The 22,632-nt window shown below is 36.2% G+C and carries 17 protein-coding genes and 1 tRNA gene; 13 read left to right on the forward strand and 5 right to left on the reverse strand.

All coding sequences use genetic code 11. The features are described from left to right. The first annotated feature begins 173 nt into the window (after window positions 1-173). From rpsU to QQS39_RS15550, 7 genes are all read left to right on the forward strand, one after another. Window positions 174-389 (forward strand): 30S ribosomal protein S21, encoded by a 216-nt coding sequence (gene rpsU / locus QQS39_RS15520; protein WP_001144069.1) that lies wholly within the window; start codon window positions 174-176, stop codon window positions 387-389. A gap of 112 nt (window positions 390-501) precedes the next feature. Then, the gene (gene dnaG / locus QQS39_RS15525) at window positions 502-2,250 is read left to right on the forward strand and encodes a DNA primase (RefSeq protein WP_285805905.1); all 1,749 of its coding nucleotides are present in this window, start codon (window positions 502-504) and stop codon (window positions 2,248-2,250) included. A gap of 186 nt (window positions 2,251-2,436) precedes the next feature. Further along, the gene (rpoD, locus tag QQS39_RS15530; protein ID WP_196568346.1) at window positions 2,437-4,293 is read left to right on the forward strand and encodes an RNA polymerase sigma factor RpoD; all 1,857 of its coding nucleotides are present in this window, start codon (window positions 2,437-2,439) and stop codon (window positions 4,291-4,293) included. Between the two features lie 317 nt (window positions 4,294-4,610). Continuing rightward, a tRNA-Ile gene (locus QQS39_RS15535) sits at window positions 4,611-4,687 on the forward strand. A gap of 416 nt (window positions 4,688-5,103) precedes the next feature. Beyond that, window positions 5,104-5,463, forward strand: coding sequence for a hypothetical protein (locus QQS39_RS15540; RefSeq protein WP_151436032.1), 360 nt, complete (start codon window positions 5,104-5,106; stop codon window positions 5,461-5,463). 85 nt (window positions 5,464-5,548) lie between these two features. Next, on the forward strand, window positions 5,549-6,268 hold the full coding sequence (locus QQS39_RS15545) for a scabin-related ADP-ribosyltransferase (protein ID WP_285804873.1): 720 nt from the start codon (window positions 5,549-5,551) through the stop codon (window positions 6,266-6,268). Between the two features lie 206 nt (window positions 6,269-6,474). Beyond that, window positions 6,475-7,392: a bestrophin family protein gene (locus tag QQS39_RS15550; protein WP_196570769.1), complete on the forward strand. Its 918-nt coding sequence runs from the start codon at window positions 6,475-6,477 to the stop codon at window positions 7,390-7,392. 82 nt (window positions 7,393-7,474) lie between these two features. On the opposite strand, the gene QQS39_RS15555 is transcribed toward QQS39_RS15550, so the two are convergent. The 3 genes from QQS39_RS15555 to QQS39_RS15565 are packed head-to-tail and all read right to left on the reverse strand — an operon-like array spanning window position 7,475 to window position 9,991. Beyond that, window positions 7,475-7,648, reverse strand: coding sequence for a DUF2474 domain-containing protein (locus tag QQS39_RS15555; RefSeq protein WP_151436035.1), 174 nt, complete (start codon window positions 7,646-7,648; stop codon window positions 7,475-7,477). Further along, complete coding sequence (cydB, locus tag QQS39_RS15560) at window positions 7,632-8,639, reverse strand: cytochrome d ubiquinol oxidase subunit II (protein WP_285804874.1); 1,008 nt, start codon at window positions 8,637-8,639, stop codon at window positions 7,632-7,634. Before cydB ends, QQS39_RS15555 begins: the two co-directional genes overlap by 17 nt. Then, window positions 8,639-9,991, reverse strand: coding sequence for a cytochrome ubiquinol oxidase subunit I (locus QQS39_RS15565; protein ID WP_285804875.1), 1,353 nt, complete (start codon window positions 9,989-9,991; stop codon window positions 8,639-8,641). Before QQS39_RS15565 ends, cydB begins: the two co-directional genes overlap by 1 nt. 671 nt (window positions 9,992-10,662) lie before the next feature. On the opposite strand from QQS39_RS15565, the gene QQS39_RS15570 reads away from it, so the two are divergent. Beyond that, complete coding sequence (locus QQS39_RS15570; RefSeq protein ID WP_196734782.1) at window positions 10,663-12,948, forward strand: FdhF/YdeP family oxidoreductase; 2,286 nt, start codon at window positions 10,663-10,665, stop codon at window positions 12,946-12,948. A 62-nt stretch (window positions 12,949-13,010) separates the two neighbouring features. Here QQS39_RS15570 and QQS39_RS15575 read toward each other — a convergent pair whose 3' ends face one another. After that, window positions 13,011-13,904: a LysR family transcriptional regulator gene (locus QQS39_RS15575; protein WP_265576342.1), complete on the reverse strand. Its 894-nt coding sequence runs from the start codon at window positions 13,902-13,904 to the stop codon at window positions 13,011-13,013. Between the two features lie 231 nt (window positions 13,905-14,135). Further along, on the reverse strand, window positions 14,136-15,662 hold the full coding sequence (locus QQS39_RS15580) for a methyl-accepting chemotaxis protein (RefSeq protein WP_285804876.1): 1,527 nt from the start codon (window positions 15,660-15,662) through the stop codon (window positions 14,136-14,138). Between the two features lie 1,131 nt (window positions 15,663-16,793). Between QQS39_RS15580 and QQS39_RS15585 the strand changes: the two genes are divergently transcribed. The 5 genes from QQS39_RS15585 to QQS39_RS15605 all read left to right on the forward strand — a co-directional run bounded on the left by QQS39_RS15585 (window position 16,794) and on the right by QQS39_RS15605 (window position 22,610). Next, on the forward strand, window positions 16,794-17,093 hold the full coding sequence (locus tag QQS39_RS15585) for a helix-turn-helix domain-containing protein (RefSeq protein WP_151436041.1): 300 nt from the start codon (window positions 16,794-16,796) through the stop codon (window positions 17,091-17,093). Window positions 17,094-17,416: 323 nt separating this feature from the next. Continuing rightward, complete coding sequence (locus QQS39_RS15590) at window positions 17,417-17,980, forward strand: fimbrial protein (protein ID WP_151436042.1); 564 nt, start codon at window positions 17,417-17,419, stop codon at window positions 17,978-17,980. A 65-nt stretch (window positions 17,981-18,045) separates the two neighbouring features. Further along, entirely contained in the window at window positions 18,046-18,765 is a 720-nt protein-coding gene (locus QQS39_RS15595) for a fimbrial biogenesis chaperone (RefSeq protein WP_151436043.1), read from the forward strand. A 38-nt stretch (window positions 18,766-18,803) separates the two neighbouring features. Further along, on the forward strand, window positions 18,804-21,443 hold the full coding sequence (locus QQS39_RS15600; RefSeq protein ID WP_285804877.1) for a fimbria/pilus outer membrane usher protein: 2,640 nt from the start codon (window positions 18,804-18,806) through the stop codon (window positions 21,441-21,443). A gap of 3 nt (window positions 21,444-21,446) precedes the next feature. Further along, window positions 21,447-22,610: a fimbrial protein gene (locus QQS39_RS15605; protein ID WP_285804878.1), complete on the forward strand. Its 1,164-nt coding sequence runs from the start codon at window positions 21,447-21,449 to the stop codon at window positions 22,608-22,610. Window positions 22,611-22,632: the final 22 nt, after the last annotated feature.

Raw genomic sequence — 22,632 nt, forward strand, 5'->3', positions numbered from 1 at the left:
ACTTTCGCTTTTTGTGTACTCCCAAAAAAGACACAAAAGTGAGAGTTTGCGTTTCAATTTTGTGCATCTCTTTACAAAGTGCCCTGCTTTGAAGTAAAATTCCGCACCATTTTAAATGTCGGCTGGCTTAAATAATGCCAGCGCAAACCGATTTCTATTGAGGTGAGAGGCACATGCCGGTAATCAAAGTACGTGAAAACGAGCCATTTGACGTTGCTCTTCGTCGTTTCAAACGCTCTTGTGAAAAAGCAGGCGTATTAGCAGAAGTTCGTCGTCGTGAGTTTTATGAAAAACCAACGACTGAACGTAAACGCGCTAAAGCATCAGCAGTAAAACGTCACGCTAAAAAATTAGCTCGCGAAAACGCACGTCGTACTCGTCTGTACTAATATTTTGCGGCTTGCACCGCAACGTATGCAGACACTGTAGTCGCAGTTAAAGGCCGTGCTTTCTTCTGAGAGCGCGGCTTATTCTCGTTCAACAACAGGCGTAAAAGGGCTTATGGCTGGACGAATTCCACGTTCATTTATCAATGATTTGCTAGCTCGAACCGATATCATCGATCTTATCGACGCTCGCGTGCCGTTAAAAAAACAAGGCAAAAATCATTCAGCGTGTTGTCCGTTTCATAATGAAAAAACGCCCTCTTTCACAGTAAATAGCGACAAACAGTTTTACCACTGTTTTGGTTGCGGCGCGCATGGCAATGCTATTGATTTTTTGATGAATTACGACAGGCTCGATTTTGTCGAAACCATTGAAGAGTTAGCAGCAATGCATGGGTTAGAAGTTCCTTATGAATCAGGAACAAGCAGTAGCCTTATTGAACGACATATAAGACAAAATCTCTATCAAGTGATGGAGAAATTGAATCAGTATTATAGTAGCGCTCTCAATAAACCTGATGCACAGGAAGCAAGAAACTACCTTGCGCATCGTGGGCTTAGTGAAGATATTATTACCCGTTTTTCTATTGGGTTTGTACCAGCAGGTTGGGATAACGCCCTAAAACGTTTTGGTCAAAGTGCCGATAATAAAGCCTTACTTCTTGAAGCGGGTATGGTAATAACTAACGATAATGGTCGTACTTATGATCGTTTTCGCCAACGAGTCATGTTTCCTATCCGAGATAGACGTGGTCGTGTTATTGCCTTTGGTGGACGTGTTTTAGGTGATGATTTACCTAAATACTTAAACTCACCAGAAACAGAGATATTCCATAAAGGACGTCAACTTTACGGGCTTTATGAAGCACAACAATCTAATAATAACGTCACAAAGCTATTAGTTGTTGAAGGTTATATGGATGTTGTGGCATTAGCGCAGTTTGGTATTGATTATGCCGTTGCCTCATTAGGAACTTCCACCACAGCAGAACATATCCAGTTGCTCTTTCGGACAACGGATAACATTATTTGCTGCTATGATGGAGACAGAGCTGGACGTGATGCCGCATGGCGAGCATTAGAAACCGCCCTTCCTTTTTTAAATGATGGTCGCTCTTTACGTTTTATGTTTTTACCCGAAAGTGATGATCCTGATTCATTGGTTCGTCGTGAAGGTAAAGAAGCTTTTGAAAAGCGTATGGAACAAGCACATTCATTATCAGAATTTTTATTTGATTCACTCGTTCCTCAAGTGGATCTAAGTACTCAAGAAGGCAATGGTAAGCTATATAGTTTAGCCCGACCATTAATAGATAAGATCCCAAGTGAAACTTTGCGTCTATATTTATTAAGAGAGCTTGGAAGCTTAACGGGAAATCCCGATATTGAGCAAATGGATCGTTTATTTGGTAGAACGCCGGTTAATCACGAGTTATCGTATCAACCGACAAAATTACGCACAACGCCGATGCGTATATTGATTGCCCTATTGATACAAAACCCAGAGTTCTCTAAATTAGTGCCCCCTCTCGAGGGATTAAGTACAGAAAAAATTGCAGGTCTATCACTTTTTATTGAATTAGTTTCTGTTTGCCAAGCACAACCTGGCCTGAATACAGGACAGATTATCGAACTCTATAGAGAGAATAAATTCGGTAAACAGCTTGAAAAATTGGCAATGTGGAACGATATAGATATAGATGAGATTGCAGAGAAAACCTTTACAGACACGTTAGATCATCTTTTTTTAACCGCAATGGATGAACGTTTAAACGCGCTTATTGCGAAAGAGAGAACAGAAGGCCTAACGCAAGATGAACGCGAAGAAGTCCAATTGATAATACAGGCACGCGTTAAAAAGTAAACACAGAATTAAGATTAAAAACACGGCTTAATTGCCGCTATCGGTAGGTACTAAAAACCTACATTTGCTACGCTGAGGGGACCGTAGCAATCGACAATGAAAATGCCCCTCCGTAGTTATTGTTGGCTGAACAGTTATCGCCGACCGACACCAACCCAAATTACTTTGAAGTGTGGATACCGTCTTATGGAGCAAAACCCGCAGTCACAGCTGAAGCTACTTGTTACTAAAGGTAAGGAGCAAGGCTACCTGACCTATGCTGAGGTCAATGACCATCTGCCGGAAGATATCGTCGATTCAGATCAAATCGAAGACATCATCCAGATGATTAACGACATGGGCATTCAGGTTATGGAAGAAGCACCTGATGCCGATGATCTGATGCTGGCAGAAAATTCAAATGATACTGATGATGATGCTGCAGAAGCCGCAGCTCAGGTGCTTTCTAGTGTAGAATCTGAGATTGGCCGTACAACCGACCCTGTGCGTATGTATATGCGCGAAATGGGTACCGTTGAACTGCTCACCCGGGAAGGTGAAATTGATATCGCAAAACGCATTGAAGATGGTATTAACCAAGTTCAATGTTCTGTTGCAGAATATCCTGAAGCAATTACATATCTTCTTGAACAGTATGATCGTGTTGAAGCTGGCGAAGCACGTCTTTCAGACTTAATTACTGCGTTTATTGACCCTAATGCCGAAGAAATGGCAGAAAGTGAAGATGTCAATTTAGGCAAAGAAGATGATGAAGTTGCCGATGACGCTGAAGACGAAGATGAAGATGAAGACGAAGATGGCGACAATGACAGCGATAGCGATGACGATAACAGCATCGATCCTGAATTAGCGCGCCAGAAGTTTACTGAGCTTCGTGAGCAATACGAAAAAACTCGCCAAACTATCAAGGCGAAAGGTCGTAACCACAAAGATACAGAGCTTGAAATCTTATTGTTATCTGAAATTTTCAAACAGTTCCGTTTAGTACCGAAACAGTTTGATTATTTGGTTAACAATATGCGTGACATGATGGACAGAGTTCGTGCTCAAGAGCGTCACATCATGCGTCTTTGTGTTGATCAAGTTAAGATGCCAAAGAAAAACTTCATTACGCTGTTTACAGGTAACGAAACCAATGACACATGGTTCACTGCTGCTCGTGCAATGAATAAGCCTTGGTCTGAAAAGCTGGCAGGTATTGAAGAAGAAGTACAACGCAGTCTACAAAAACTGCAACAAATTGAAGTTGAAACTGGACTGACAATCGAACAGGTTAAAGATATTAACCGTCGTATGTCTATCGGTGAAGCAAAAGCACGTCGTGCGAAAAAAGAGATGGTCGAAGCGAACTTACGTCTCGTTATCTCTATAGCGAAAAAATATACCAACCGTGGTTTACAGTTCCTTGACCTCATTCAGGAAGGGAATATCGGTCTGATGAAAGCGGTTGATAAATTTGAATACCGTCGTGGTTATAAATTCTCAACTTATGCAACATGGTGGATCCGTCAGGCAATTACTCGTTCAATCGCGGATCAGGCGCGTACAATTCGTATCCCTGTTCACATGATCGAAACGATTAATAAACTGAACCGTATCTCGCGTCAAATGTTGCAAGAGATGGGACGAGAGCCTTCACCAGAAGAGCTTGCAGAACGCATGCTGATGCCTGAAGATAAAATCCGTAAGGTACTGAAAATCGCTAAAGAACCAATCTCCATGGAAACGCCAATCGGTGACGATGAAGATTCACATTTAGGTGATTTTATCGAGGATACTACTCTCGAATTACCACTGGATTCTGCAACATCAGAAAGCTTACGTTCAGCAACTCACGAAGTGTTAGCAGGTTTAACATTACGTGAAGCGAAAGTCCTGCGTATGCGTTTTGGTATCGATATGAATACCGACCATACCTTGGAAGAAGTGGGTAAACAGTTTGATGTTACCCGTGAACGTATTCGTCAGATTGAAGCGAAGGCTCTGCGTAAATTACGCCACCCAAGCCGTTCTGAAGTGTTACGTAGCTTCCTTGATGAGTAATCAACTTACTTTTCAATAAAAGTTATAATAAACGCCTGTGATATCACAGGCGTTTTTTTATGGGATTTCGATACGGTATCAACAATCTATCTAATCTAGGATAGATTTCACCTACACATATTTATAAAAAATAGCCTTATTATTTATATTATTGCACCTGTGCGTAAGCTTACCTATAAATCGTTACGCTATGTTATTGATATCACAATCATTCTCTGTTTTATTTTTTTATTGTTTAGATTGAACAGAATTTGCGCATACAGTCATTCAAAGGCTAGACCTCGTGCCAAATGGCACGTATAATCACACTCCATTAAGGCCCCTTAGCTCAGTTGGTTAGAGCAGGCGACTCATAATCGCTTGGTCACTGGTTCAAGTCCAGTAGGGGCCACCAAATTTTAGCTGTTAAATCAGCACATCAAGCCACTTCTTAGCAAGTGGCTTTTTTGTTTCTACAAGCCATTGTCCCATTTTTGCCCCATCAAATATTTTTAACTACGTTAATATTTATAGAATCGCTATATTAAAACTCATTAAATCACAAAAAATAGTTCCCAGAAAAACATAATATATTCTATTTCTATTTATTTACGTTAGATAAAATCCCCAAAACACTTTCATTCTGTAAATATTATTTTTCCATTACAACATGTTAAAAAAACATATTTTATAAACGCACCAACTCGGTATATTTAAATTGCTTCCATTACTTTGATGTACATATTTGATCCACATTGAACATCAATTATTGATCTAATGGAATGCACTGCAATTACATACAAATACTGCAAATAAATATCGAGGTTATAAATGAAAAAATTACTAATTATTAGTCTTCTTTCCTTTTCAGCATTTTCTCATGCCGGTACTGATTTTGAAGGTTACTGCAAAGAATTAAATGGAAGCGTAAAAAATGGCAAAATTTCCAGCTTCTCCGTTGTGACTAATAGTTATAATAATGGAAAAAAGCCAGTGTTAGCAGCCAATATAAAATTTACCCCTGAAACTGGTGGCTCATATCATTATGGCATTATGTACAATGCAACAACACTTTACGATATCGCTAAGGTTTCATTTCTGACACAGACAGATATAGCCGTATGTGTTGGGGAGGAAAAGACTTTCCCTGGTAAAGATGCCTTATATATGATTGGATTATCAAAACATTAATTATCCCAAAATAAAAAATTATGACTAAATAAAAAAGAGAAATAACATGACACTCTAAAGCTTTATAAAAGAATAAGGGGTAATAATGAAAAAAATAATTTTAATTATATTATTTATTTTATTTAATATACAACTATCATATGCAAGACCTGTCAGTAAAGTGTACCGAGCAGATTCAAGGCCACCCGAGGAGGTATTTAAAAAAGGATTTGTCGCTTGGGGAAATAATATCAATTTTCATTCCCATGTAAACGGTATTTCAGGGCGAAGAGGAAGTAAAGACTCTGCATTTATTCCGACAACATCAAGTTTTAAATCAAGTGAAAAATTCGCAAAAGATTTGCTTAATGTCTCAAACGATAATAAATCTTATATTTATAAAATAAGAGCAACAAATAATTTTTATTCTGCACTTGATACTGTTTATTATTATCATGATAAAATTAAAGAACGTGTGAGTGATATGCTAAGAGCAGTATTAACTGAAGAGCAAGAATATTCTGCATATATAAATATTCCAAATCAATTAATAGAACTTGTCACTATTTACACTAAAGAAGGTAGTGAGATCCTTGAAGAAACAATGGTAAATCCTCATTATTCACCAGAAGAAACACATTCCTCTGATGAACCCTATAAAGGTTATAACCCACTAAAGATAGATAATTTACCTCATCTAGTGATGGGATTATCCCTGACTAATATAAACAATGAGTTAGCAGAAGCATCCGCGGTGCTACCTTCATCTTCATTCACTTGGGGTTCTGTACTAAGTACAGTTATGGAGGTGGCTGAAGCATTATGATTAATAAATCAAATCAACTATGCCTGTATTATTACATTAACGATACTCATGTTTAAGAATATAAATTTATCTTTCTGGTTCATATAGGTATATATGAATCAGAATTTTCATACTTATTAATTTTTTAATAGAATTAATTGGCTTATTACTTATTTTATTGAGATAATATTCGCACAATTCAAATCTTGTCTTATATAATTACTATTATGGTCATACGTCCTAATCAACACTGGTTTTTTCGGTTATTTGATTGGCATGGTTCTGTGCTTTCAAAAATAATCTTTCGTTTATGTCTTAATGTTATCATGTCAATTATCGCCATTTTGATTTATCAATGGTATGAACAATTAGGCATACACTTAACAGTTGCTCCTTTTAGTTTATTAGGTATTGCTATCGCGATATTTCTTGGTTTCAGAAATAATGCAAGCTATAGCCGACTTGTGGAAGCTAGAACTCTATGGGGTAATATGTTAATTACCCATCGTAATATATTAAGAAATATAAAAGCATTATTACCTGAAGATAAACAATTTAATCGAGACTTTTCTAATCTACTCATTGCGTTTAGTTGGAGCTTAAAACACGAGTTAAGAAAAACAGATCCAATGGTTGATCTTTATCGCCTATTACCTCGAACTTTATTCAATGAAATAATGAATAGCCCTTATCCCACAAATCGTATTTTATTACATATCGGTTTAAAAATAGGCGAACTGAGAGATAACAAAATGATAAGTGACGTTATCTTTCAATCAATTAATAAAGATATTAATAATTTATCTGATGTACTCGGAGGTTGCGAACGGATCTCAAATACCCCAGTTCCATTTGCTTACACTTTGATATTGCAACGCACTGTTTATTTATTTTGTGCATTACTGCCTTTTGCGTTGGTAGCAGATCTCCATTATATGACGCCATTTGTATCAGTGTTTATCTCTTATACTTTTTTATCTTGGGATTCATTAGCTGAAGAATTAGAAGATCCTTTTGGTATATCTGCAAATGACTTACCCTTAAATGCTATTTGTAATACGATTGAAAGAAACTTATTAGAGATGCAAGATATTACGCCATTACCAATAACAGTAAGACCAGATAAACATTATAATTTATTGTGATTGATAAATTTAAAATAGAAAGCATAAAAAAGACAGTGTCAATTAATAACACTGTCTTTTTATTTATTAATGCCTCAAGTTATTAATGTGTTCTCATTCCCGCACTGTACATTAATAATTTAAATAAAGAGGCGATAATCGCAAGGCTTAATACACTTAAAGACCAAATAATGATCATCCACCCAATTTGTTGATACCAATGTGCTTTCTTTTGCGCTGGTTTTATTGTTAAAAAATGACTAATGATAGTTTTCATTGGGTTCCACCTTTCCGCGAAATACATAATAACTCCAACTGGTATACGCTAGGATCACTGGAATAATGATAACGGCACCAACTAACATAAATTTCTGACTTAAAACTGGTGAAGCCGCATCCCAAATGGAAATTGTTGGTGGAATAATATGAGGGAAAATACTTACTCCCAACCCAGAAAAGCCAATAAACACTAATAAAAGTGATAATAAAAATGGCAAATAATGACCATAATTATAAGCACTACGCACAATTCCCCAAGTACAAGCTAATACGCATAAAGGCACAGGTAATAAAAAGAACAAATTCGGTAAACTAAACCAGCGCTGTGCAATATCTTCATGTGTTAATGGTGTCCATAAACTGACTATCGCAATCGCAACAAGTAATGCAATCGCTAAATAAACGGTGATTGAACACATTTTACGGTGCAGTTGATGTTCCGTTTTCATTATTAGCCATGAACTGCCTAAAAGCGCATAAGTAATTAATAAAGCAAAACCACAAAAAAGAGGGAATGGCGCTAACCAATCTAGTGCAGAGCCACTAAAACTACGCCCTGTTACTTCAAAACCGTTAATTACTGCCCCTACTGTAACACCCTGACAAAACGTCGCGAGAAAAGAGCCGCCAATAAAAGCCAAATCCCAAAACTGACGATGTTTAGGTAATGCATTAACACGAAACTCAAAGGCCACACCACGAAATATAAGACCGATTAACATTAACGTTAATGGAATAGTCAACGCATCAATAATCACAGCATAAGCCAGAGGAAATGCACCATATAACGCAGCACCACCTAAAACCAGCCATGTTTCATTACCATCCCACACTGGGGCAACACTATTGACCATAATATCTCGTTGTATTTTATCTTTCGTAAACGGCAAAATAATGCCAATACCCAGATCAAATCCATCGGCGATAATATACATCAGCGTGGCAAAAATAATGATGGCAAACCAAATAATCGGAAAATCAATATTCATTATTTTTCACCTTGATTTAAGGAAGTCGGATAAGTTTCAGCAGGACCTTTTTTCATTAAGTGCATCATATAAAAATAGCCGATACCAAATACTGAGAAATACACCAAAATAAAAGCCAATAAACTCAAACTCATTTGTAAATCACCATGAGCAGAGACGGCATCTTTAGTTCGTTGCAACCCATACACAACCCATGGTTGACGGCCAATTTCTGTCGTAAACCAACCCGCAAGGATAGCAATCAATCCCGTAGGTCCCATCAATAATGTAAATCGTAAAAAAAGTGGGGAGTTATAGAGCTTCTTTTTCTTGCGTAAAATAACACTTAATAGACCAAGGCAAATCATCAACATACCAAGCCCTGCCATGATCCTAAATGACCAAAATACAATGGTGGAATTTGGTCTATCTTCAGGAGCAAAGGTATTTAACGCAGGTATTTGCTTTTCAAGACTATGAGTAAGAATAAGGCTACCTAAATACGGAATTTCAATCGCATATTTTGTTTTTTCTTCTTCCATATCAGGAATACCAAACAAAATAAGAGGGGTTGCTTCTTTCGATGTATTATCCCAATGCCCTTCAATTGCAGCTATTTTCGCTGGCTGATGTTCAAGTGTATTTAATCCATGCGCATCACCAACAAAGGCTTGTATTGGTGCAATAATCAGCACTAACCATAACGCCATTGATAACATTTTACGTACTGCTGCTGTATCTTTCCCTTTTAATAAAAGCCATGCCGCACACGCGGCAATAAATAAAGCGCTAGCTAAAAATGCCCCAATTGACATATGTAATAGGCGATAAGGAAATGAGGGATTAAAAATAATCTGTAACCAATCAACAGGAACGACGACACCATTTTCAATTTCATAGCCTTGTGGTGTTTGCATCCAGCTATTTGATGACAAAATCCAAAATGTTGAAATAATAGTGCCTAATGCCACCATGCAAGTTGCAAAAAAATGGAGCTTACGCCCTACTTTATTCCAACCAAATAACATAATACCAAGGAATCCCGCCTCTAAGAAAAAAGCGGTAAGGACTTCATAGGTCAACAATGGCCCTGTAATACTGCCTGCAAATTGAGAAAAACCACTCCAGTTTGTCCCAAATTGGTACGCCATGACTAGCCCCGATACCACGCCCATACCAAAATTGACGGCAAAAATTTTCACCCAAAATTGATATAAAGTGAGATAACTCGACTCTTTTGTTTTTAGCCACAAACCTTCTAATAAAGCTAAAAAGCTTGCCAAGCCTATTGTAATGGCAGGGAAAATAATATGAAAAGAGACCGTGAAAGCAAATTGTATTCTTGCTAAGTGAAATGCATCTAATCCAAACATAATGCCCCACCTAGTATAAATCTATTTGTCATAAATTTATTCATTTCTATTTTCCTATTTGTGTTTTTCTCAAATAAAATTATTATTAACGTTTTATTATTAATACCAACTACCTTTATTCCATCGCTGAAAAATTAAAGATAAAAGTATTTAATTTATATTTACATATATTATTCATATAATCGCCTTTCTATTTTCTAATAAAAAACAGAAACAACAATAGACGCTGCATATTTAAATATACATCGATAATAAAACTACACCTCATTGATTAACAAGTATATTTCAAAAAATGCAGAGTTGAAGAGTGTATATTCACTAACGTGTTAATATTTTTAACCAGCCTATAACAGTTAGTCAAATAAATTGATTTTATTAGACGATAGATATGCTCTATCGTGCCTTGAAATATAGCGATAAAGCACTATTTAGAATGTTACTTTCGTTGACAACTAAGACACATTGATTTAACTTTTTAAACAACAGAAAATTCGTATGTTTATATAACCTCAGGCTTACTTACTTATTAACTATTAATGTTAATAAGTTTAAATATATTATTTAATTTAGACACCAATATATATTTAATTATATAACCATATTGATTTTCATATTCACCTGCCAATATTTTCATAAATAAATATTATTATTTACGTTTTAGGAATGTATATATGAGTAAAAATAAATTGCCTATTCCTGGAGTGAAACCGTATAACGGACCCGCTGGAGGATGGGGAGCATTAAAAGCAACAGCAATCGCGGTACGCACTCAAATGGATGCGCTTATTGCACCTAAAACATTGCTTAATACCAATCAACCTGATGGCTTTGATTGTCCAGGTTGTGCATGGCCAGATAAAGAGCATCACTCTACTTTTCAATTTTGCGAGAATGGCGCTAAAGCCGTTACTTGGGAAGCGACAAAAAAAAGAGTCACACCAGAATTTTTAGCACAAAACACAGTTACTGAATTACTAAAAAAATCAGATTTTGAACTTGAAGGTTATGGTCGTTTAACTCACCCACTTTCTTACGATCCTATTACTGATACACTTATTCCTGTCTCTTGGGATCACGCATTTAGTCGTATTGGCGAGCTATTAAGAGACATCCCTTCACCAGATAGTGTGGAATTTTATACATCAGGTAGAGCTTCAAATGAAGCCGCTTATTTATTCCAGCTTTTTGCTAGAGAATATGGCACCAACAATTTTCCAGATTGTTCAAATATGTGCCATGAACCCACCAGCGTAGGGTTACCACAATCAATTGGTATTGGTAAAGGGACTGTTTCTTTAGATGACTTCGACAACACACAATTAATTATTGCCATTGGTCATAATCCCGGCACCAATCACCCTAGAATGATGGGAACATTACATGAAGTTGCTCGTCGAGGTGTACCAATTGTTGTTTTTAATCCATTAAAAGAACGAGCATTAGAGCGATTTACAGATCCTCAAAGCGTAATTGAAATGGCAACCTATAGCTCAACCAATATTGCATCATCTTATTATCAGGTTAAAGCAGGAGGTGATGCAGCCGCGTTAAAAGGCATTATGAAAACCTTATTAACATGGGATAATGAGCGTGGCGATATTCTTGATCATGACTTTATCGCAGAACATACTCAAGGATTTGAAGCCGTTATTGACGATCTTAACCATACCACTTGGCAAGATATTGAAAGTGAAAGTGGGCTATCACAAGCCGAACTTGAAAGTGTTGCACTACTTTATGCAAATTCCCCAGCCACCATTATTACTTATGGTATGGGTATTACCCAACATAATAAAGGAACCGCAAATGTTCGCTTAATTGCCGATTTATTATTAATGAAAGGCAATATCGGTAAAAAAGGAGCAGGAATATGCCCACTACGCGGACACTCTAATGTTCAAGGTAATCGAACTGTAGGGATCACTGAAAAACCCTCTACAGAATTTCTGCAAAAAATAGAACAAACCTTCGGTTTCAAACCACCTTATAAACATGGTCATGATGCTGTTAATGCCATGCAAGCAATGGTTGAAGGTAAAGCAAAAGCATTAATTTGCTTAGGCGGTAATTTTGCTGTGGCATTGCCTGATCCAGAGCTTTCCTTTTCAGCAATGCGAAAACTGGATCTCAGTGTTCATATTGGAACAAAACTAAATCGCTCTCATTTATTAACCGCTAAAAATACCTTTATTTTACCTTGTTTAGGTCGTACTGAATCCGATATACAAGCATTAGGACGCCAATCAATCACCGTTGAAGATTCTATGTCGATGGTACATGCGTCTTCAGGTAAATTAACACCCGCATCTCCTTTGCTAAAATCGGAGCCGGCTATTGTTGCTGAAATGGCTGCCACTACGTTATCTAATAGCAAAACGCCTTGGATGAGATTTACTGAAAGTTATGATCTTATTCGTGACATGATTGAAAAAACGATCCCAGGTTTTGATAACTATAATCAACGCATTCGAGTACCTGGTGGATTTCGTATGCCACTTCCTGCGGTGGATAGAGTATGGGATACGCCAACAGGCAAAGCGATGTTTTCTGTTTTTGACGGAGTTAACGAGAATGAACCTGTCGCTGGAGAAGATATATTACGCCTAGTCACTATACGTAGTCATGACCAATATAATACAACAATTTATGCATTAGATGACCGCTATCGCGGTATTTTCGGTAGACGTGATGTGCTCTTTATGAGCGAGGTTGATTTAATCGCAAGAGGCTTAAAAGAAGGCGATAAAGTGACTATTGAAACCGTAAGTCAAAATAGAAAGCTACAGCTTAATGATATTACTGTTGTTTCATTTAGTATTGCACCGGGTACTGTTGCAGCTTATTACCCTGAAGCTAATGTTCTTATTCCGCTGGATTATATTGATAAAGAAAGTGGAACACCTTCATATAAAGCGACACCCGTTAGAATTTATGCCCAAAAAGCACAAGTTGCCTAATATTTTCATTTAACTAAAAAATAAAAAGCTGAGTCTATTTAGACTCAGCTTCTCTTTATTATCTACAAGCTCATATCAACTAAATAAGCACGCATTTCAGTAAAGCATTTTTCAATCAGTATCGATCGAGGCTCTTCTCGCCGAATAATAATACCAAGAGGAGAATTTATTGTTGCGTCAGCAATAGGCACTACATCCAAATTTGGGCTGAGTTTTTCCATTCCTTTTGAAATAGGCACTATGGATGCGCAAAATCCTGTATCGACAGATTGCATAAGATGAAGTGTCGAACTGCTTTCAACTAACACTTTGGGATGTAGATTATAACGCTGAAATGCCAAATCAACAGATTGCCTAAAATGATTTGATTTATTAAGCAATGCTAAAGGCAGTTTGACTGCTTCCTCCCATGAAATCGTTTTTGCCGATGGCATAAAATAATTACGATGGAATAAAAGCCCTAATTTCGTTTGCTTTAAAGCATAAATTTCATGTTGCTGGGCATTCGCTTTTTCTAAATAACAGATACCAATATCAAGCCGATTACTATTAAGACTGTCGATTATCTCCTCGCTATTTGTCGAAGAGACTTGAAAGCGAATTTCAGGAAATGTCGATGAGATTTTCTGCAACATTTGCATCGGATTTAAATTGGTCAAAGGCACAATACCGATACGTAATTGACCTAACAGTTGTTGTCGAAAATTTGCTGCTTCTGCTTGTAACCCATCATAAGCAGACTCCATGGTTTTCGCCCATTTCAAGATTTTTTCGCCTTCTTGCGTAAATCCTTCAAAGCGAGAACTTCGCTTGATAAGTACTACATCAAGCTCTTTTTCTAAATTACGTAATCGCATTGATAAAGTCGGCTGAGTCACATGGCACATCTCAGCAGCTTGACCAAAATGTTGCGTTTTATCTAAAGCGATTAGATAAAATAATTGTTTGATGTCGATATGCGATAACCTCGTAATAAGCAGGTGAATTGGAGAAAATGCAACTTTTCATATTATGTCGTCAACAATACGCAAAAATTTGCTTATCTACCAACCATTTTCTCAATAAAGTCATAATAGAAAGGAAATAAAAGAGAGGATTAAATAATGTTTCAAAAATAAAGCTCACCCTCATATTTCGATGAAAGTGAGCTTGTTTTAAATACAATATTAACTGACTAACTTAACGGATTAATACTGTTCTTTGATTTGAAAGACTGAAACTTTGTCTGTTAAGTTTTGTGCTTTCTCATCTAAAATCATTGTTGAAGTTGCACCTTGTTCAACTAAAGCCGCATTTTGCTGAACAACAGAATCCATTTGGTTAATGGCTACTGCTATCTGTTCAATACCTACTTTTTGCTCTTCTGATGCAATACTAATGCCCTGCATGATATCGCTCACTTTCGTAATAGAAGAAACGATATCCTGCATATGCTCGCCCGTTTTATTTACCAATTCTCTACCATGAGCGACATCCGCAACAGATTCTCTGATAATTTGGTTAATTTCGCGTGCAGCATCCGCACTTCTTGCCGCTAAATTTCTCACTTCTGTTGCAACAACAGTAAATCCACGACCTTGCTCACCTGCACGCGCCGCTTCAACAGCTGCGTTTAATGCCAGAATATTAGTTTGGCTTGCTATGTTGTTAACCACATCATTGATTTCAGCAACTTTTAATGTTCCTACCTCGATTTTCTTCATCGAGTCAATGGCATCACTCATAATGTTAGAGCCATCAATTGCTAAATCGCGGGTTTCTGCGGTAATAGAGTTTGCTAAAATCGCATTATCAGTATTATTCACTACAGCGATTTTTATCTCTTCCATACTTGCTGCTGTTTGTTGCAGAGCGCTTGCTTGCTCCTCAGTACGAGAAGAGAGATCTTGGTTGCCAGAAGCAATTTCTGCTGAACCTTTTTTGATCTCTAGCGCTTCGTCTTTAACAAGTTGAATCGTCGATGTAAGCGCAGTCTGCATATCCCCAACATTAGAGAATAAGGTTCCAAACTCATCATTACGTTTCTTAGGTAGAGTGAAACTTAAATCGCCCTTTCCTACTTTCTGCAAAATAGCCGACAGTGTATTCAAATTAAAGATAAACGTTTTATTTACCCAACGGATGACAACATAAAGGATCACTAAAATGGAGATCAAAGCAATAAACGTTGCATAAATAGAAAGTGTTACCATCCACTGTTGTTCAGCATTAATATCATCATTAACTTTCTGAGTAATAATTAAATACTCATCAAAGAGTTTAGATAAGCGGGTGAAATCTTTTGATAAATCCACATCCTCATATTCTAAGGTGTCCATTGGCGCAATGATTTGATCAAGAAGCTGTAAAAACAGTGCAGATAACGCTTGTGCATTTTTATCGGCTTCAGGGCTTATTTTTTTCTCTTCAGCCCAATTGATTATCGTTAATTTTGATTTTTCCCCTAACGCTTTGGCTTCTGCCACTAATGATGCTTTAGTTTTTTCTTTCTCCGCTGTCATTGTCCCCAGATTCATCAAGAAATTAACGTGTGAGCGTATTGTTGCTAACTCATATCTTGATTCCTGTACGCGACTTAATCTATTGGTTAACGAATCAAGTGATGCATAGTTATTTTGCATTCTATAAATAAAGAACGATGATAGTACTGATGACAGTAAAAATATAAATAAAAGCAATATCGAGCCAACTTTGGCTGATTTTTCAATACTCATGATTATCCACCTCACAATATAAAATGACACAAAGGTACTGATATATCGGCAGTGGATAGATTTTATTTACACATTAATCAGAATTATCGATACAAACACTTATTACAGATCTCAATCAATGATGCCAATCAGTTTTTTATTCTGTTTTCAAACCAGTAATGCAGATCATATACCATAATGAAATAGTATTTCAGTGTTATTAATTGGTTGGCAACTGGGGCTTGATTTTGATTAAAACCCAAAATCAGTAAAAAATTTAAGTTCCTAACAAAACAATAAACATTGTTTAGCAATTAATACTTCTTAAGTATTTTTACGATCCAGTGCGTAAATTTGGTATAAATAGCTTCAGAAAAAGGCACAAATGCAGTATATACACTTAGGATATTATTAACAAAAAATTATCATCTTAAAAAGAATAGAAGAGAGAAGTTAGTACTCAATTTATACATCTACTTTCTGATCGTAAAAGAAATAAGTCATTTTAGAAAATAAACCAATCATTATTGCAACTAATACTTAAAAATAAGCTCCTTTTCTTTGTATAGAACAATCAAATTACTTTCTTTTTAATATCCCCTTCAATAATTATTGCGTTAGATCAATTTTTTACATTTCATTTATTCTAATAAAAATAGGTTAAACATATTATTTAGAAAAACACATAACCGATTTTCATCATATAACCTAAATTTTAATTTTATTCAGAGAATTCTTACATTCTACACTTTTCATAAATACCCATAATACGCGTAAAATACTTTTACTTACAATAACTAACCCTTTCATACAATTCATCTTATAAAGATTAAAAATGAAATATAAAATAACATATAACTTACCAAACAACATTTTTCACCCAAATAAAACTCATATAATGAGTATCATAATTAGTCTGTAGTTTCATTAAATTACTTAACGTATTGATATGCTTATCACTTACAAAAACTTAAGTATAACCTTACAATAATTACTCCCTTGATAGGCTAAGCCTATTACAAATAGTAATCGCATAGAGTAAACCATTTTTACGCAATAATTTATGTGTAATATAGTTATTCAAACTTAAATGACTAATTTTAATATGTGATAACTTCTATATATTAGACCTCATGTTATTGGAATTAATTTATGAACGATCTAGACACTAAAGTAGGCCTTTTTTTTAAGAAGGCTAGAAAAGAGAAGAAATTATCAGGTCGTGAACTGGCAAAAATAATCTCTGTCAGCCAGCAACAAATATCACGTTATGAAAACGGTAAAAATAGTATGTCACTTAGCTTAATAAATAAGTTACTTATTATTTTTGATAAATCATGGGATGATTTGAATCGTGAAGTAATAAGCACCTACAACGAAAAAGGACCAATCTCACAACCTAAAAAAAAGGATTATGAATTGAGTGCTAATGTTATTAGTCAGCTAAATTAAAAAACAAACATTTAACACGATTATGTAAATATCAGTATAAAGAATTAACCATGAAAATAAAATATTTAATTATGTTTTATTTTCATGAGCTATTAGCTTTATGAAACCGGGAGTGTTAACAACAGACAAACTATTATTCTGCATTAATAAATAATAATTATTAGGAAAATAAAAAATACTTATTAAGCATTTTTATTTGCCAGGGATTGCTTTATTTATTTTTACACTAATAGAGAGTCAATAAATAAATTTATAAATATTAATTTTAATATTTATCGATTTATTAAAACGTAGTTATCTAATATAAAACGAAGGAACTTAGAATGAAAAAATCTATCATTGGTGCATCATTAGCAATGGCATTTGGTCTGATGGCTGGTAATGCAATCGCTGCTGATAATACGGGTACAATTACTTTTAATGGTGAATTAACAGATACAACTTGTAAAGTTGATATCGAAGGTCAAGGCCCAGATGCAACTATTACTCTGCCAACAGTAAGTACTAATGTTTTACAAAATGCAGGTGAAGTAACTGGACGTACTTCGTTCAATATGAATCTGTCTGATTGTAAAGTTGGCACAGCAGGTCATAGCACTGTTTCTGCATTCTTTGAAACAGGTGCAACAGTAGACCAAGCGAGTGGTCGTCTGAAAAATATGGATGTTGCTGCAACGGGAGCAAAAGAGGTTCAATTACAACTGTTAGATGGAGCTAACTTCAACGCAATTAAAGTAGGTAACACATCTCAAGTAAATGATACTACTTATTATACAATTACTAATGATAAAGCCACTCTGCCATACGCTGTTGAATACTACGCTATCGGTAAAACTGAAGCGGGTAAAGTAACAAGTAGCGTTGTTTATACTCTGCAGTATAAATAATCGAAATAAACAGGGAGGGGACTCCTCCTTCCTGTTTGCTTTTTATTAATGGAATAAAGATAAATATGAAAACCCCTAGATTAATTAAAAGCTTTTTCTTGAGTTTATTATTAATTATTCCGACAGGGATAAACGCTGGCGTTATTATTAGTGGTACTCGTGTTATTTATAATGAAAATGAAAAAGAAGTCACAGTAAAAATTAGTAATGAAGGGAAAGTGCCTGTATTAATTCAAAACTGGATTGACACAGGTAATGTTGATGCAAAACCAGAAAATATTCAGGTTCCCTTTGTATTAACACCACCGGTATTCCGTATTGAGCCAGAAAAATCGCAATCATTAAGAATTAGTTTTACTGGTGCAGCAACATTACCTAAAGATAAAGAATCTATTTATTGGTTAAATGTATTAGAAATACCACCAAATACAAATACAGAAATAGATAATAAATTACAAATTGCTTATCGCTCTAGAATAAAACTATTTTATCGTCCAGACGTACTAAAAGATAAAATAGGTGCAATAAATGCAGCTGAAGGTCTTCAATTTTCAATTGCTGGTAACAAATTAAAAGCAATTAATAATTCACCTTATTTTGTTTCACTTGTTTCTATCACGATTGCAAATAATGAGAAAAATCCAATTGATGGTGAAGTTGTTCCACCATTAGGCCAACACGAATTTACGCTCCCCAATGGTGTATTGGCAAATTTAGGAAGCAAGGTTGTTTATCGTTATGTGAATGACTGGGGTGCAATGAAAATAGTTGAAACGAAACTCTAGCACTCTCAATACTTCATAAAATATATGGGAATATTCAAATGAGCAGTTATATTTTAAAAACTATTATAATATCTGCTAGTGCTACTTTATTTTTAGTAACACCTTATACTTATGCAGAAAATATAACAGGGATCGAAAATAATAAATGGCTACCTAATGGTACTCCTTCATTATCACCCAATACGTCGCCTTTATTACAAAATAGTACTGACTCATCAACAGAGAATAATAGCTCTTCTCATACAAATAGCTCACTCTCATTTAACCCTATTTTTATGAATACTTCTCAAGGTGATATTGATATCAGTCGCTTTGATAAAGAAAATACCTTCTTGCCTGGTACATGGAATGTTGAGATCTATGTCAATAGCCAATTTATGGCAAGAACGCCAGTCACTTTTAAAGATATGAAAAATGGTCAAGTATCACCTTGTTTAACTAAAGATATTATCGACTTAATTGGCTTTAAAAGTGACAAAATCCCCCCCTTATTAAAAAGCGCACTAGAATTACATGAGTGTATTGCACTAACCGATTTTGTCCCCTCGACGGAAGTAAACTATGACCATTCAGTTCAACGTTTAACGATTAATACACCACAGGCTCTTGTTGGTTATAAACCTCGTGGTTATGTAAATCCTTCACTCTGGGATCGAGGCATAAATGCATTATTAGTGAGCTATAACGCAAACTATTTTATGTCTCGTAGCAATGGAACGAATTACAAATCTGCTTTCGTTGGTGTTAATGGCAATCTTAATTTAGGTACATGGAGTTTCCATCATACTGGCAACTATTCATGGAATGAACAGAACGGCCATGACTACACATCAACTTATAATTATCTACAACGCATTATCACGACAATAAAAGGTGTGGTTCAAGTTGGTGATGTCCTTACGACAGGGCAACTTTTTGATTCTCAACCATTAAGAGGGATCCAGCTCTTTAGTGATGAGAAAATGTTACCTGACTCTCAACGTGGCTTTGCGCCAACGATCCGTGGGGTCGCAAAATCCAATGCGCGAGTTATTATTCGCCAAGATGGGCAAGTGATCCATGAGATTGCCGTTCCACCAGGCCCATTTGAAATTGATGACCTTTACCCATCAGGATATGGTGGTAACTTGGATGTCACCATCCAAGAGTCTGACGGTTCACAGCAGAATTTTAGAGTCTATTATGCTTCTGTTGTACAGTTACTGCGCCCTGGGCAACATAACTATACCGTGGCAGCCGGTCATTTAAATTCATCAGCAGTGGATTATGATCCAACCTTATATCAAGCTACCTATCGTCGTGGATTAACTAACTTGATAACGGGTTACGCTGGTATACAGAGTACTGGTGCAGATTATTATGCACTTCAAGCGGGTTTAGCATTAAGTACGCCATTAGGGGCATTTTCTGCTGACATCACCCAAGCACGCTTACACTTAAATACAACATCATCAAAAGTGAATAACGGGCAAAGTTATCAAATCAGTTACAGTAAATTCATTCAAGATACTAATAGTAACCTGACAATTGCCGCTTATAAATTTAATACCGAAAAATTCTATGACTATAGCTCTGCCGTTCAAGCAATAAATGAAGAACGACACGGTCGAAGTATCAACAATATTTGGCGTCCTAAAAGTCGCTTTAACGTCACGATTGATCAAGGTTTACCTGAAGGTTGGGGAACATTCTATGTTAGTGGATTTACACAAAACTACTGGAATAACGATACCACTGACTTGCAATATCAAATGGGTTATAACAATCGCTGGAAGCGCCTCTCCTATGGCTTAAACGTCGGTCAAGCACGTAATTCGGATGGTAAAAAAGAGACATCTTTTGAATTGAACTTTATTTTACCACTCTACGATTTAAGTGTTGATCATATGCCAACCTTAACCGCAGCTCTAACTCGTAATGGCCGAGGTGACGTAGGTGAGCGTATCGGGATCTCAGGATCTGCGGGTGAAAATAACCGTTATAACTATGGCATAACTGCAATGAATACTAACCATGGAATTGGCTCTAGTATGACCTTAAACGGTAGTGCAAAAACTAACTATACCAACTTAACAGCAAACTATGGCTTAGGTGAGCATTATCAAAATGGTTCGATTGGTGCTAGCGGTTCATTAATTGGCTGGTCTGGTGGTGTAGTTGCAACTCCTTATCAAGGTAATACTTTTGCTGTAGTTGAAGCCGATGGTGCTAAAGGTGCTAAAGTCAGTGGCTATCCGGGCATTGAAATCGATGGCTTTGGCCATGCTGCTGTACCTTATTTAACCCCATATCAAATGAATGACATCACGATTAACCCGAAAGGAATGTCAAATAATATCGAGCTACAAAATACACAAGTGCGTATTGCACCATTCGAAGGAGCAATTACTAAAGTTGCCTTTGAAACTGACAAAGGTATGCCATTGTTGATTACTATTCAAAGAAATAATGGACCAATTCCATTTGGTAGTGTCGCTTACGATGAACAGAACAGTGAAGTGGGTAGCATTGGTCAGGGAGGGCTTCTCTACGCCCGCGTTAAAAATCCATCAGGTCGTTTAACCATTAAGTGGGGACCGGGTGAAATCCAGCAATGTACCATTAACTATAGTGCACCAGCACAAGATAAAGATAATCAAAGTAGTTTTGTTCAATTGACTAGTGTCTGTGGAGAATAAAGTATGAAGCCGATTATTAAAAACTCATTAGCCTTAATGCTTCTACTTTTTCCTGTTGCGGAGGTCATGGCACAACAAACAGTCAAATGTTATGTTAGTGGTCCTCCAGATAATCAGACTATGTCCATTGGTGGCGCAATTCATGTTGGTGCTGATATGCCAGTAGGCTCTGTTGTTTACCAAGGTAAAATCGATATTGCTAGTTATACATACAACTATACCTGTGCATTTAATGTGCCTTCAACAGGATTAGGAAAATATTACTTTTTAGAAAGGCAAGAGGTAAAATTATTAAGTATGAGAGGAACACCTGCTGTTGGCGCAGGTATTCCTCCTAATGTCTATAAAACCAATAACCCAGGTCTTGGTATTGTATTTTATACAAATAGAAATAGAAATAATTCACTAACACCTAATATTGCTAAACTCTCTTGGGAAGGAAATCGTGAACTTATTGAAAAAAATAGAGAAAGTATGGAATATTGGGCGCACCCAATATTAAATTATTCTTTAATTAAATTAGGTCCTATTCAGCCAGGTATATTTGATTTAAGCAATATTGCAAGAATGCAACTTGATGTGAACTATCCCGAAAAAGATAAGGTTCTAGCAGAAGGATTCCCTTTTATAGCCGCATATATGAATATTACAGGTTCGGTTAGTGTTACCGCTTCAAGTTGTAAAACACAAGACTACACCGTGGAATTAGGCAAACATGAAATATCTACCTTACCTGCAAAAGGTAGTTCAACCAAATGGATAAATTCTGATATTAATTTATACAATTGTCCTGCGTTTCGAGGTTACTATTCTGGTGGCAAAGGAGATGTATTAACCACAGAGAGAGGACAAACATTCCCTGATCGTGATCCTAATGAGATTAGAGTGACCATCAAGCCTGTAAATCCAGCTATTCCTGAATATCCTGGTACTTTTAAAATTAATGATGTACCCGGAGCGGCTAAAGGTGTCGGTATCCAACTTGCATTTGGTGATGTCGGCGAAGATTTTGTTAAATTTAATACACCAACCGCCTTTGCACAGCCAGTTACAGAAAAAGCAGGCACTGTAAGCATTCCATTGCGTGCGCGGTATCTTCGTGTCGATGACAGAATATCCGCAGGTATCGCCAATGGTGCTGCAACCTTTATGATTGAATATTATTAATCCCTTGCTCTGTTTGCCAGAA

It is taken from the genome of Proteus appendicitidis, assembly GCF_030271835.1.
In the GTDB taxonomy this organism is placed as follows: domain Bacteria; phylum Pseudomonadota; class Gammaproteobacteria; order Enterobacterales; family Enterobacteriaceae; genus Proteus; species Proteus appendicitidis.

Bases quoted from the DNA above. Each gene is read 5' to 3' on its own strand.
- QQS39_RS15555 (WP_151436035.1), bottom strand. From the start codon at position 7,648: ATGAAAACTATCATTAGTCATTTTTTAACAATAAAACCAGCGCAAAAG.
- rpoD (WP_196568346.1), top strand. From the start codon at position 2,437: ATGGAGCAAAACCCGCAGTCACAGCTGAAGCTACTTGTTACTAAAGGT.
- QQS39_RS15540 (WP_151436032.1), top strand. From the start codon at position 5,104: ATGAAAAAATTACTAATTATTAGTCTTCTTTCCTTTTCAGCATTTTCT.
- QQS39_RS15585 (WP_151436041.1), top strand. From the start codon at position 16,794: ATGAACGATCTAGACACTAAAGTAGGCCTTTTTTTTAAGAAGGCTAGA.
- QQS39_RS15565 (WP_285804875.1), bottom strand. From the start codon at position 9,991: ATGTTTGGATTAGATGCATTTCACTTAGCAAGAATACAATTTGCTTTC.
- QQS39_RS15550 (WP_196570769.1), top strand. From the start codon at position 6,475: ATGGTCATACGTCCTAATCAACACTGGTTTTTTCGGTTATTTGATTGG.
- cydB (WP_285804874.1), bottom strand. From the start codon at position 8,639: ATGAATATTGATTTTCCGATTATTTGGTTTGCCATCATTATTTTTGCC.
- QQS39_RS15595 (WP_151436043.1), top strand. From the start codon at position 18,046: ATGAAAACCCCTAGATTAATTAAAAGCTTTTTCTTGAGTTTATTATTA.
- QQS39_RS15590 (WP_151436042.1), top strand. From the start codon at position 17,417: ATGAAAAAATCTATCATTGGTGCATCATTAGCAATGGCATTTGGTCTG.
- dnaG (WP_285805905.1), top strand. From the start codon at position 502: ATGGCTGGACGAATTCCACGTTCATTTATCAATGATTTGCTAGCTCGA.
- QQS39_RS15600 (WP_285804877.1), top strand. From the start codon at position 18,804: ATGAGCAGTTATATTTTAAAAACTATTATAATATCTGCTAGTGCTACT.
- QQS39_RS15570 (WP_196734782.1), top strand. From the start codon at position 10,663: ATGAGTAAAAATAAATTGCCTATTCCTGGAGTGAAACCGTATAACGGA.
- rpsU (WP_001144069.1), top strand. From the start codon at position 174: ATGCCGGTAATCAAAGTACGTGAAAACGAGCCATTTGACGTTGCTCTT.
- QQS39_RS15580 (WP_285804876.1), bottom strand. From the start codon at position 15,662: ATGAGTATTGAAAAATCAGCCAAAGTTGGCTCGATATTGCTTTTATTT.
- QQS39_RS15545 (WP_285804873.1), top strand. From the start codon at position 5,549: ATGAAAAAAATAATTTTAATTATATTATTTATTTTATTTAATATACAA.
- QQS39_RS15605 (WP_285804878.1), top strand. From the start codon at position 21,447: ATGAAGCCGATTATTAAAAACTCATTAGCCTTAATGCTTCTACTTTTT.